16 protein-coding genes are annotated in these 12015 nt (G+C 42.2%); 8 read left to right on the top strand and 8 right to left on the bottom strand.

Going from position 1 to position 12015, the window contains the following annotated elements; all coding sequences use genetic code 11:
- Nucleotides 1-238 precede the first annotated feature (238 nt).
- Nucleotides 239-2692, top strand: a complete 2454-nt coding sequence (locus JZO70_RS08330) for a hypothetical protein (protein WP_207673096.1) — start codon at nucleotides 239-241, stop codon at nucleotides 2690-2692.
- On the top strand, nucleotides 2689-3411 hold the full coding sequence (locus tag JZO70_RS08335) for an ABC transporter ATP-binding protein (protein ID WP_207673097.1): 723 nt from the start codon (nucleotides 2689-2691) through the stop codon (nucleotides 3409-3411). The genes JZO70_RS08330 and JZO70_RS08335 overlap by 4 nt, the downstream gene beginning before the upstream one ends.
- Before the next feature lie 64 nt (nucleotides 3412-3475).
- Here the strand turns inward: JZO70_RS08335 and JZO70_RS08340 are convergent, their stop codons facing one another.
- From JZO70_RS08340 to JZO70_RS08350, 3 genes are read right to left on the bottom strand one after another with little or no spacing between them, the layout of a single operon-like run.
- Nucleotides 3476-3856, bottom strand: coding sequence for a PH domain-containing protein (locus JZO70_RS08340; protein ID WP_207673098.1), 381 nt, complete (start codon nucleotides 3854-3856; stop codon nucleotides 3476-3478).
- Nucleotides 3857-3882: 26 nt separating this feature from the next.
- Complete coding sequence (locus JZO70_RS08345) at nucleotides 3883-4566, bottom strand: ImmA/IrrE family metallo-endopeptidase (protein ID WP_207673099.1); 684 nt, start codon at nucleotides 4564-4566, stop codon at nucleotides 3883-3885.
- A gap of 4 nt (nucleotides 4567-4570) precedes the next feature.
- Entirely contained in the window at nucleotides 4571-4933 is a 363-nt protein-coding gene (locus JZO70_RS08350) for a helix-turn-helix domain-containing protein (RefSeq protein ID WP_207673100.1), read from the bottom strand.
- A gap of 190 nt (nucleotides 4934-5123) precedes the next feature.
- Between JZO70_RS08350 and JZO70_RS08355 the strand changes: the two genes are divergently transcribed.
- From JZO70_RS08355 to JZO70_RS08365, 3 genes are all read left to right on the top strand, one after another.
- A complete protein-coding gene (locus tag JZO70_RS08355; protein WP_207673101.1) occupies nucleotides 5124-5501 on the top strand; it encodes a transcriptional regulator in 378 nt (125 codons plus the stop codon).
- Nucleotides 5502-5609: 108 nt separating this feature from the next.
- Nucleotides 5610-6290: a peptidoglycan amidohydrolase family protein gene (locus tag JZO70_RS08360; protein WP_207673102.1), complete on the top strand. Its 681-nt coding sequence runs from the start codon at nucleotides 5610-5612 to the stop codon at nucleotides 6288-6290.
- A gap of 124 nt (nucleotides 6291-6414) precedes the next feature.
- Complete coding sequence (locus JZO70_RS08365) at nucleotides 6415-6807, top strand: phage holin family protein (RefSeq protein ID WP_207673103.1); 393 nt, start codon at nucleotides 6415-6417, stop codon at nucleotides 6805-6807.
- 68 nt (nucleotides 6808-6875) lie between these two features.
- On the opposite strand, the gene JZO70_RS08370 is transcribed toward JZO70_RS08365, so the two are convergent.
- From JZO70_RS08370 to JZO70_RS08380, 3 genes are all read right to left on the bottom strand, one after another.
- Nucleotides 6876-7163 carry a putative quinol monooxygenase gene (locus JZO70_RS08370; RefSeq protein WP_207673104.1) on the bottom strand — a complete coding sequence of 96 codons (288 nt, stop codon included), beginning with the start codon at nucleotides 7161-7163 and terminating at the stop codon, nucleotides 6876-6878.
- A gap of 12 nt (nucleotides 7164-7175) precedes the next feature.
- Nucleotides 7176-7535, bottom strand: coding sequence for a VOC family protein (locus JZO70_RS08375; protein WP_207673105.1), 360 nt, complete (start codon nucleotides 7533-7535; stop codon nucleotides 7176-7178).
- Nucleotides 7536-7637: 102 nt separating this feature from the next.
- Nucleotides 7638-8087 carry a peptidoglycan-binding protein LysM gene (locus JZO70_RS08380; RefSeq protein ID WP_207673106.1) on the bottom strand — a complete coding sequence of 150 codons (450 nt, stop codon included), beginning with the start codon at nucleotides 8085-8087 and terminating at the stop codon, nucleotides 7638-7640.
- 416 nt (nucleotides 8088-8503) lie between these two features.
- Between JZO70_RS08380 and JZO70_RS08385 the strand changes: the two genes are divergently transcribed.
- Nucleotides 8504-8701 carry a hypothetical protein gene (locus JZO70_RS08385; RefSeq protein ID WP_207673107.1) on the top strand — a complete coding sequence of 66 codons (198 nt, stop codon included), beginning with the start codon at nucleotides 8504-8506 and terminating at the stop codon, nucleotides 8699-8701.
- A gap of 125 nt (nucleotides 8702-8826) precedes the next feature.
- Here the strand turns inward: JZO70_RS08385 and JZO70_RS08390 are convergent, their stop codons facing one another.
- Together JZO70_RS08390 and JZO70_RS08395 are read right to left on the bottom strand one after the other, a co-directional pair.
- A complete protein-coding gene (locus JZO70_RS08390; protein ID WP_207673108.1) occupies nucleotides 8827-9885 on the bottom strand; it encodes a hypothetical protein in 1059 nt (352 codons plus the stop codon).
- Between the two features lie 438 nt (nucleotides 9886-10323).
- Nucleotides 10324-10740, bottom strand: coding sequence for a GFA family protein (locus JZO70_RS08395; protein ID WP_242703853.1), 417 nt, complete (start codon nucleotides 10738-10740; stop codon nucleotides 10324-10326).
- A 120-nt stretch (nucleotides 10741-10860) separates the two neighbouring features.
- Between JZO70_RS08395 and JZO70_RS08400 the strand changes: the two genes are divergently transcribed.
- Together JZO70_RS08400 and JZO70_RS08405 are read left to right on the top strand one after the other, a co-directional pair.
- The gene (locus tag JZO70_RS08400) at nucleotides 10861-11616 is read left to right on the top strand and encodes a TipAS antibiotic-recognition domain-containing protein (protein ID WP_207673109.1); all 756 of its coding nucleotides are present in this window, start codon (nucleotides 10861-10863) and stop codon (nucleotides 11614-11616) included.
- A 52-nt stretch (nucleotides 11617-11668) separates the two neighbouring features.
- The gene (locus tag JZO70_RS08405; RefSeq protein ID WP_207673110.1) at nucleotides 11669-12010 is read left to right on the top strand and encodes a DUF1801 domain-containing protein; all 342 of its coding nucleotides are present in this window, start codon (nucleotides 11669-11671) and stop codon (nucleotides 12008-12010) included.
- Nucleotides 12011-12015: the final 5 nt, after the last annotated feature.

Here is a 12015-nt window from a genome sequence, read left to right on the forward strand (position 1 = left end):
AAAGGCAACTATTACGTTGATAACGAAATTCCATAAGTTATTATAGCACAAATGGAGCAAGTTAGCCAATTCGTTGCTTTGACGGGAATCTTTCCCCTGCATTCAGTATAGCTGGCAAGCTTGTTGATTGAATGGATTTTAGGTAAATTGTTTGTAAAGGCAAGGGTTGTTTTTCTTTATTTTAGTGGTAAGCTTAAATTGTAAGCGTTATTTTGGCGAGTGTAAAAGAGGGAAAACGATGAACAAACAAATTAGGACGACTTCGATTGTTACAGGATATAGTTTATTTGTTTTAGCAATCATTCTGCCGGGTTTTAAAGGCACTGGTCTCACCTATAGTTTATTTGGTGTCTGGTTTAGAAGTATTGCCAGTGGAGATTTCTGGCACTTTTGGCAGCAGCAGTTCCTTTCCGGCTTTCAGGCAATGTTAGGGGCAGGGCTGTTGGTGCTGCTGGTGGGCTTGAGTTTTGCGGAAGCGGCGAGGTTAACGGCAGGAAAAGTTGGACGCTGGCTGCCGCGGCTGAAAACAGCGGCCTTGTTTTTCGCCGCGATCGGCGTAGCCTTTTTGGAATTTTTTCAAATGAACTTCCTGCTGCTGGTGTTTCCGGGGCTGGCGTTTATTGAGTTTATGCTGCTGCGCTATTTTGACGGCAAGGCGGAACGGGATCGGGAATATGAGCAAAATAAACGGGAAGAGGAGGAGACGAAGCGGGATAAGCAGGAGCGTTTGGCTTTCAAAGGGTCGTATCCGAAACTTTTCCAGACGATTATTAGGAAAAACTTGTTGTATTACCGCAAGGATCTTGTGATTTTAGTGGCGGCTAATTGGCTGTCTTATCTGTCGATTGCTTTGCTGCTGGCCTTTTACCGATCCTTTGCCGGCAGTCATAGTCAGGAGAGTATTTTTGATAAAAGTGGTTTGCTGCGGATCTTTATTGAATCGGGCGGGATCTTGTTTCTATTATTAGTGATTTTTTTGACTTATATCAATGGAACCTATTTGTCTTTCAAAAATACCCATAGCGAGCTGTGGATTTTGTTAGGCATTCGCCGCAAGACTTTTTTGTGGATGCTGCTGCGGGAGTACATTTTGGCTGGCGGTTTGGCAATCGGCTTGGGCACGATAATGATCCTGCCTTTTGTACGAGGCGACGTGACGGCTTATTTGTGGGCGCTGCTGATCCAGATTTTCTTGGCAGTCTTAACCTTAGCCTTTCATCAGGAACGAATTTTACGGATGCTGCAATTTAAACAAAAAGTGCCGGTGAAGGTGAAACGCAAACGAGTGAAGTGGGCGCCGGTGTGGTTGCTGTTGGGGGTCGTCTTTTTAACGATTACCTTTTGGTGGTTCGGCCGTCGCAAGTCTTCGGAAACTTATTTTGTTTTCGCGCCGTTGATTGTCGGGTTGCTGGGAATTGTTTATGGCGGGATGGGCTTGTTTATCGAGAGACTCAAACGTAGGTCGGATTATTTCCAGCGGTTTTTAACCTTTACCGATTTTTTCTATCAGTTTGGCAAAAGCGCCAATTTAATGGTGATGCTGATTTTGCTGCAGGTGTTTAGTTTAGGGATTTTAATTCCTCGCATCGTTACTTATCAGATGACTGATGCTGCTGCGCTGTTTCCTTATGAGATTGTGGCGAAGCTTCATCCTGAAGATGTGCACCAGGTTCAGGAAATTGGCGAAAAATATCAGGCGGAGGTTCACATGTTTCCGGTGGTGCCGATCACATCCGTCGATGGTGATCCTGATCCGGAAATGTACGGCACCCAACGGCCAGTGATGTTTATTCAAGGCCAGCATGTAGGTGTTTCGGAAACCACCTATCAGCTTTTGCGTCAGGAAGTCGGTTTGGAGAAACGGCCGCTGCATTTAACAGGGGATCAATGGCATGTGGTCTACCAGCAGGCGGTCAGTGTTCAGGCGCAGCCGATTGATTGGGATCCCGGCAGTTCGCTGCCGCGATTGCGGATTGGTCAGCCGTTGGAGGAGTACAACACAATGGATGTGGACAATATTTTTCCGATGCGGAATATTCACAGTCAGGAACGGGCAATTTTAACCGGGATGTTTCAACGCGGACTGCAGGAAAATGTGATTGTTTTACCGAATGAGGCTTTCCAAGAAGCGGCGGATAGGCAACCGGAAGATCTGAGGCAGCTTGCGTTGATTCAGGTGGTGGATGCGAAAGGCATGTTGAAGGAACTGAACTTTTTGTCGGAGAAATATGCCGAGGAACAACGTTGGGATGCTTCGGTTTTGCCGGTTTACGGGAAAGAGCAGCGACAGGAAAACGTGGTGACTGAAAACAGCTTGGAGCTGTTAGTGCTGGTTTTCTTAACGGCGATTAGTTTGCTGCTGTGCTTTAGCTTGTTGTTAACCAAATATGTCAGTGAAAAAAGTGTTTGGCAAAGTCGGCAGGATTTGCTGTGTTTGTTGGGCATTCGCGAGAGTGAGCGGCGCAAATTGTTAAATAGTCAATTGCGGTTGTTCTTTTGTCTGCCGGGAGTTTTAGCAGGATTGATTAGCTTCGGATTTATTCTGACAATGCTTAGCTTACGCTTTTTTGAAGCGCCGGAAGTCGTCGGATTTGTTGGGCGTTTATTTTTGGTAGATAGTTTTTACGCGCTAGTCTGGTACGGTGGTTATCGCTGGTGCGGCAATCAAATGATGAAGTGGGTGACAAAATGACAGCAATCATTAAAGCGGAGCAGCTGGTTCATAATTATGATCAGCAGCAGGTGTTAAAAGGACTGGACTTGGAAGTAAATCAAGGGGATTACATCAGCATCATGGGGCGTTCCGGCTGCGGCAAAACCACCTTGCTGAAAATTTTGGGCATGATTAATCCACCAACATCCGGGGAAGTCTTTTTCGAAGGCAAGAACACGCGGGACTTGTATCAAGATGAGCTTTCCGATATTCGCCGCCGCAAATTAGGTTTTGTTTTTCAGGATTTTCAGTTAATGGAAAGTATTACCGTGCGGGAAAATATTTTGCTGCCAGCAGTTTTGGACAAACGTGATCTAGATGAAGTGGAAGAACAACTAAGTCCTTTAATCGATAGCTTACGCATCCGCCCACTACTGGATAAGCTGCCGCAAGAATTATCGGTGGGGGAAAAGCAACGGACCGCCATTTGCCGTGCTTTAGTAAATCAGCCGAAAATAATTTTAGCTGATGAACCAACTGGCAATCTTGATAGCAACGCTGGGGCAGAGGTATTGGCGACTTTTGCGCGGATCAATCAAGAGCTGGGTGTGACCATCCTTATGATTACTCACGACAGCAAAGTTGCTAATGGGGCAAAGGAGGTCGTCTTCTTGAAGGACGGTCGGATTTATGCGCAGATGAAAACGGCTGGTTCCCAGACAGAGCATCAGATTGCTGAGAAGATGTTGGAAGTGTAGAATATATTCACCAAAAAAGCTGCCGAAATGACTGATTACTCGTCATTTCAGCAGCTTTTTTGCTTTATTTCATCACTGCAGCGGCCAAGGCCTGCTGCACTTTAACAATATTTTTGTCTTTTCTAAATTGCAGGGTTTCAGCTGGTTCTAACGCGCTGGACACCCAGATTTTCAGCTCAGCATCCAAGTCAAAATGACCTGAAGTTTCTACGCTGAATCGGGAGATGCTCTTGTAAGGATAGCTTTTGTACTCGGTCTTTTTGCCGGTCATGCCTTGCTTGTCGACAATGATTAACCGATAATCGGTGAAAACGATCAAGTCTCTGACTAAAACAAAAGCCAAATCTACCGTTTCTTCAGGAACCAGTACGTCTGCTAAATCTTTGTCTGCCTTTGCTTGTTTGACTTCAGAAGCATTGCCCATTAATCCGTCAAATAGTCCCATTCTGCTTCACTCTTTTCTATTAGTTTTTAAATACACAAAGCCTCGTAAAAAGGGTTGGTGTAAATGATCTTTCGTTCCAGGTTGGTGCCTAAATCCTTCATCAACGTCTCACCTGTATAACCAAACTGATTCAAAATTTTGAAGCTGGTTTTGCTGGCAGCTTCATAGGAAGCACTGAATTCAGCCTGCATCGTTTGGATCAAGCGCAGTTTTAAAGCTGCCTCAGAAATACCAAATTCCTGCGAGATATCCGCCGGCTTTTTCCCTTGCTTCAATACATGGATGAATACTGGGTCTGGCAAAAGAATAGCGGCTGCACCGATATTGGCTTGAAATTCCACTAGCGAATGATGATCATAGGTGGTCAATGTCTGCTTGGTGTCGTAATAATAGGGTGTTTCATTATCCAAATGATATAAATAGTGAACCAGCTCGTGGGAAATCGTGAAGTTCACCCGATTTTGATTCATGTATTTATTATACGTGATGGTGGTCTCATTTTCATCCTTTACTATCATGCCTGAAAGAGCTTGACGGGCTTTGCCTTCAAAATGAAAGCCGCGAATTTTCACGTTGTCGCCCATAATGCACCGCCAAATAGCTTCGTGGTCGTAATTTTCGACGTTCATATTCAAGCCCAGCATGGTAGCGGAAAGATATTCATTGATTTTAGTAGAAAACTGAAGGTATTCCTCTAATTCGCGTGACATGCAATCAATCCTTTTCTATACGTTCTCGTTTGATTTCTTGCAACCGCCAATTCAAAAAGCGCTCCACTTCCTTTTCAATGTCCTCGGCATCTTCTTCTGAAAGATCTGAGGTATCGGAACGTAGCATAATTTGCCTGGCGATGGACTGATTATCCGGTGCTTGCGTTGAATTGGGATCGGTACGACCCAAAAGATAATCGACAGAGACATTGAAGTAGTCGGCGACTTTTTCCAGTTTATCAATTCCTGGTACTGTAGAGCGCCAACGATTAATTGTGCCGTTGCCGAAGCCTAAAGTTTCTTCCAATTGACGAATAGAAACCTGTTTACTATTTGCTAATACTTTGATCGTTTCATATACGTTCATGTTAAGCAACCTTTCTTGTGTTTTATGTAGACGGATAATCGACGTAGTTGCATTTTGTAGAATATATGTATACAATAATTGTATAAGAATCTGGGATGAGTGTCAAATTTTCGCTATCTTTCTATTATTGTAGAATATTTGTCTACACAAGTAAAGTGAGTGAGAATAGTAAAATCGAGGAGGCAACGAGATGGAAAAATGGAAAAAAGATTATTTGAAAGGTATTCTGGCGGAATATCCTCAAATGGATCAGTACATCAAAGAAAAAGAGCTGGAGCTGTCACTTTCTCAGGCAAACAAACGCGAAGCAACTAGTGACGGGAAATTATTAATTACCCTGTCCTCTGATCGCAGACTGAGAAATCTGGAAAGAAATCAAGCAATCATCAAAGAATGTTTGGAAAATGCTGAGCCGGAAATTCAGAAGATTATTGAGGAGCTGTATATGAACACAAAGAAGGAGCATAATCTAGACTATGTTGCCGATCAAGTTTTTCTTAGTACAAGGCAAGTGACACGTCTACGAAATCAGTTCTTCATGGAGTTAGCAGAAAAGTTAGGGATATGATGTCTTTTTTTTGGCCACAAAAAGAACATAAGTTCGCGTAATATAATAGGTGGAAGCGGCCACTTCTAAAAAAGCTGAAAACCATCAGCTATGGAAAGGAGCAATAAAATGTTAAGTGTAGAAACAGTCATTGCCTGGTTCAAAGCTAGGGAAGGAAAAGTTACCTACTCTATGGATTACCGTAATGGTCCCAATAGTTACGATTGCAGTTCAGCTGTTTTCTCAGCTTTAATCGAAGCTGGATTTTTGCCAAGAGGGACGCATCTTGGAAGTACGGAAACTTTGTATGGACTTGAAGGAAGTTTGCTGCAGCCTATCTCTAGAAATGAAGTCAAACGCGGCGATATTTTCGTTTCAGGACCAAAAGGCGGCAGCGGAGGCATTTATGGACATACTGGAGTATTTATCAGTAATAGTCATATCATTCACTGCACAGCTGGTTTAAATGGTATCGGTGAAACCCCAGCTGCCGGCTGGATGGGCGGACCACCCAACTATTTTTATCGATTAAAGGGTTCAATTGATGGCGGATCAGGCGGAGGAACAGGACAAAAAGAAGGAGAGATTGAAATGAAATGTTTTTATACAGTAGATGGAAAAGCCCCAGTGCGATATTTTGACGGAGAAAGAATTGTTAACTTAGCCCACACAGATGAACAAAAGATTCTGAATGATATTTATAAAGCCAACAACAATAAGGATATGCCGACATTTGCTTTTAGCTCAAAAGTGCCTTACCATGCTCGATTAATGGGAGTATTGACACGACCTTCAAACAAGGAAGCTTAGCAAAAGACAACTAGTGAATAAAGAAGTGTCTACAAGACGATCGAGCTTTTATCAGAGTACTCAATTGAGACGATGATTGGGCTCGATTGTTTTTATTTAGTGAATCATAGAAAGGAGCAAAATAATGAGCAAACACCTAAACGAACTATCAATAATCAGCGGAATCATCGGTGGAACGATCGTCCATCTGTTAGGCGGCATGGATGCCATCTTGCATGCGTTAATCTATCTAGTGATGGTTGATTATGTAACTGGCTTACTTAAAGCCTGGAAATTGCGAACCATTGATAGTCGAATCGGCTTTCAAGGATTAATTACCAAAATACTAATTTTTATTGTTGTGGCTGTTTCAGTTGAGATTGAACGAGTATTAGGCAGCAATCTACCATTGCGGGAGGCGGTAATTATGTTCTACCTGACGAATGAAGGAATTTCTTTTTTAGAAAATATCTCAGTCTTTATCCCGTTACCGAAGCAGCTGAAGCAAGTGTTTCAACAATTGAAGGAAAAAGAATGAATGGCAAAAAAAGTGTCTAGCTGAACTCGAAAACTACGTTCGAAGTTCACCTAGACACCTTTTATTTTCTATCCAGTATATTCTACTTTTTTCAATTCTTTATCGCCAGCCAGATACTCGTCAATCTCAGCTAGGAATTTTTTCAGATGATCAGTTGCATTGTGTTTATCGATGGCATCTTGATCGCGCCAGTTTTCGATAATCATGAATTGATTTCTTGTATCCAAGCTTTCTAAGCAATCGTAAAACTCCGCGCCTTCATCTTTACGAGATTTGTTGACTAAGTCCTCTACGAATACTAAAAATTCCTCGCGTTTTTCTTCTTTTACCGGTAACAATACATTGATAATAATCATTTTTTTCTCCTTTTAGGCTTCTTTGTGGCAGACGGCTTCGATGTTGTAGCCATCAGGATCGATTACAAAAGCACCATAATAATTTTCATGGTAGTGAGGACGCAGACCAGGTGCACCATTGTCTTTACCGCCAGCATCCATCGCTGCTTGATAAAAAGCATCTACTAATTCCCGGGTGGCAGCGCCAAAAGCAACGTGAGTTTTGGTGGGGTCATTTTTGACAATCCAAAGATCGCCGCCGTCACCAGAACCAAAGCAGACACCGTGATCCATTTCGACTTTCACTTGGTAGCCTAGCGGTTGCAGCGTTTTTTGATAAAAATCTTTGCTTTTTGCTAAATCCGTGACGCCTAAACTTAAATGATCGATCATACAAGAACCTTCTTTCTTAATTAAGTTAATTCTAGTATAGCAAATGCTGAAGAGATATGGGCCTATCTTCACAATCTTTTCACCTAAAAATTACGTTTGTTATTATTCGGATGAAGCGGTTGTGTCGGTTTTTGGAATCAAGGTGATGGTTTCGGTTTCTTGTGGTTCATCCGGTGTGAAGACGATATTGTCCTCATCTTTTCTGACCGTGTAATCATTATCTAGTTCCAATTCTTCATTTTTTAAATGAATGGTTTCTTCGTCTAATTGATAGGCCACATGAAAAGTCATGCTTTCGACAAGCTGTTTCCCTAATTCTTCTCCGTTTTTTTCCCATTCATTGGAGGCGCTGCTTTCTAGATCCGACAGATCGAAAGCGAGGATCATCTCGTCATCTGTAAAGGATGCGATGAATTTCGTTTCGGCATCTGATTCCTGTGTTTCCATCGTCCAGTCATGGGCTTTTAGGTCATCAGCTGTGATCGGTTTGCCACAACCTGTTAGTGTCAGGCCCAATAACAGGACCCACATACCCGCGAACAACTTTTTCATATAAAACCCCCTTTAATTGATTTTATCAAAAAAAGAGAACGTTTACAAAGATTACTGAAAGTAACAAAATTGACAATAGCATGACAAATATTCCTTTAATATTTCGAGGGATATTATCGAAATATTGATTTTTAAAAGAGCTATTTTTTAAAACAAAAAGCAGCTGAAACGATCCAATAAAACGGGTCTATGATCAAATGACCGCAGCAAAATAAGCGCTGATATCTATTAGTGAATTGTGAAACTTAACCGACACTAAAATTAATGAGCAAAATCGCTTTATTGCACAAGATATAATAAGGGTAAGCAAAGATTCGCATCCGGATGCCGTCTTTTTCTACATTTGTTCACTGCTGACAATCAGCTCTAATCAAGATTTCAGCTATTCATTTAGCAACAAAAGGGAGGCGATCAGCTTGAAGACGAGCCGACTAACCATTTATGTCAGACGTATCAACATAGTTTTGGGTGCAATTGCCTTTGCTAGTATTCTTGCTGGGCTCGCAATCACCGAGAAAAGAAGCATGTTCTTCAATTTGTGTTCCGCTGCCTTGCTGCTTTCCATCGCCATTCAAATCGTCTGGTTTCTTTGGGACACTTTCAAAAAGGAATAAGTAGTCTTTGCTGGGAAACCTGATTCTCTGCAATCGCTCAGAGCCAAAATAGCATCATCAAGAGGATAGGCGCAAAGAGTTCTAGCGTCTATCGCTTTTTTGTTTTTGCAACAAATTGCGGACGACTATTTCCGTTTTTTCTTCTTTTTCTTCCCGCCGTTGTTTTTATTCTTGTTTTTCTGCTTCTTGCCTTTGTCCTTCTTCTTGTTTTTCTCTGGTTTGCCGTTCTTGCTTGTTTTGGATAGATAACCCTTCAGCGATTTAGACAGCTGGGGTTTCTTGTTGGCCTTGGTGTTTTTCTCGCCGGTTGCTGCCTTTTCGCTGGTATCTTTCTCCGGCGGGGTAGAAGCTCCTGATGTCACTTGCTGCTCTGATTTCTTAGAGGAAGAGGAGTCTTTTTTCTTTCCGCCGCTTGTTACTTCGGAATCTTTAGAAACGGATTTTTCAGTAGATTTAACCGCTCCCGATTCTTCGTCTTCCTTTGGTTCATATAATGGATCATCTTCTTTGCGAACATCAAAAGAGCGATGCTTTTCATCCACAGCATAATCCAGCCAGACTACCCGGGTAAATTGGCGCACGCCATCCTTTTGGAAAATAGTCAGCTCGCCAAAAATAGTTAAAATCGCATGGGCTTCCTGTGGTGTTAGGTGGGTGACCACATTGCTGAGGCTCCAGTTGTGCAGCTTGCCGGTTCCATCTTCAAAGGCGGCCTTCAAGTTGTGCTTCTTCTCTACAGCACACTCTCCTGAATGCAAAAGTGGGATCAATTTTTCTATATGTAAACGATAGTTTTCGTTAATTTCAGAACGTTCTTGGGGCGTTTTGTATAAACGGGCAATGACTGTATCCCATTCTTTGTCGTTGAAATAGGGTCTGAAGTAAACACAAAGATGGCGCACGGAAGTCAGATTCTCACCGCTTAAAAAGCAATTGCGAATCAAGCTTTTGGAAAGGTCAGAAAAGTCCAGCGGGCTAAAAGCATTGCGTACCAGCACAGCCGCTGCACACTGAATAATGTAGGAATCGTTAGGTTTATTTTTGTAATATTCCTCAAATCTCTGAGATAAACTATCAACTTTCATTGTTAGAACCTGCCGCTTTTCCAGCTTGATACTCCCTTTTGCTTTAACTCCTACTTTAGTTTCTGATTTCGTCTCCAATTTCGCTTCTACATTTGCCATCGTCCTTGCTCCTCACCAGTTATCAATTTCAATAACAGAATACTAGAAAGCCTTTGCATAAGGCAAGAGAAATTTTAAATATTTATCGCGGTTATGAAATGAACTTTGCATCAAAATCAGGATAAATCCTCATCCCAAAAAACAGTTAAAAAAACTTTGTTATATTACTTTATCTAATTACAGACAAAAATTCTGGTTAACGAATTTATATTCCGTTATTTTTATGAAAGAAAACTATGAAAATCAGTTTCATCTTTAATTAAAGTTTGAAGAAACGCTTTCAGTAAATATTAAGAAAACATTAAGGTGGTCTTGGAGAGGGTATTTCTGAAGGGACAGTGTGAGCTTTTTCCATGAAAAATGATCACCTTCCGAAGTGGGAGATGATCATCATCGTTGTAGCTAAATTAAGCTTTTTTTGACAGGTGAGCCGCGTTTCTATTTCCCTTCAAACAAATGAGCAAGGAATTCTTTCTCGCTGAGTTTTGGTGCATCGTTTTGCAGCTGATAAAATTCTGGCTTCTTATCATAAAAGATTTCCTGCACAATTTTGCCGGTGACACCTTCAAATAAACCAGTGGGGAAGAAATAGTCTTGGCCTAAAGCATGATAGAATAAGCTGGAGCCGCAATTTTTACAAAATCCCCGTTCCGCCCACTGAGAGGAAGCATAGCGTTGGACAAATTCAGCTCCTTGCAGCGCGAATTGCTCAGCAGACAAACCAGGCAATGATAGAAAAGAACTGCCGAAAAACTTTTGACACATCTGGCAGTGGCATACAGTGATTTCTTCGACAATTTCCGGGATAGTGATCTGGACGTTTCCACAAAGACAAGCGCCATTTAATTGCATCATTTCCACCTCTTTATTTTTTACTCTACTGAAGTTTGGCAAGAAATACAATGCATATCGGTCATTTATACTTGACCTTCACGCAACGGAAAGGTGTATGCTTTAGTTGTGGAGGTGAGACAAGTGGCATATACAGTCAAACAAGTCGCAGATTTATCGGGAGTCAGTCCCCGAACCTTGCGCTATTACGACGAGATCAATCTGCTGAAGCCGGCAGAGGTCAACGAGTCAGGGTATCGCTTATATCAGCAACCGGAAATTGACCGCCTGCAGCAAATTTTGGTGTATCGCTCGATGGGGTTGTCTTTGAAGGAGATCCAAAAAATCCTCGATCACCCGGATTTTGAAATTGAGGAGGCTTTGCGGCAGCAGAAGGCGCAGCTGGCTAAACGACGAGCGGAAATTGACGAGCTGCTTTTATTGGTGGAGCAGACCTTGGCTCATTATAAAGGAGAAAAAAATATGAGTAACGAAGAAATATTTGATCTGTTTAAAAATGAATCTTGGCAGGAAAATGAAAACCTGTATGGAGAAGAATTGCAGGAGAAATACGGAGAGGAAACGGTTGAAGACTCAAAGAAAAAATGGTTGGGACATTCTGAGAAAGAATTCCAAGAGCGGGAAGCTGCTGAACAAGAAATGTTGACCAAACTGAAAGAATACGGGCAAGCTCCTCAGCTGCCCAGTGATTTAGCGCAGGAAATCTTCAAGCTGCATAAAACCTGGCTGGAATACAGCTGGCAGAACTATTCCAGCGAAGCCCATCGTGGAGTGGCAGAAATGTATGTCTTGGACGAACGGTTCTCCAAGTATTACGAAGAACGAGTGGGAAAAGATGCGCCGCAATGGCTAAGAGAGATTATCCATTTCTATGCATAATGCTCGGCGGGTTCTTAGGTTTCTGCTATAGTGAAGCCTAGGAGATGATTTGATGCCGAAAAAAACACCTGTTAAGGATACAGAAGCATACATCCAACTGGCAGCTCCGGCAGCTCAACCTGTTTTGGCCCAGCTGGCGAAGCTTTTACGGAAGGCTCAGCCCACAGAAGAAACCATTAAATGGGGGCAGCCCTTTTTCTTATTTAAAGTAAAACGTGCCAGCATTGCAGCTTACAAAAGTCATGTAAGTGTTAGTTTCTCAACCGATTTAACCACTGAACAAAGTGAAAAAGCCCAGGAACTAGGTTACAGCACCGGGCAGAAACGAATCAATATTGGTTTTGAGCAAGCCATTCCGGAAACATTGATTCATACAATTTTAACTGATGAGTAGAAGCG

Source organism: Candidatus Enterococcus moelleringii, assembly GCF_017377575.1.
Lineage (GTDB): Bacteria > Bacillota > Bacilli > Lactobacillales > Enterococcaceae > Enterococcus_A > Enterococcus_A moelleringii.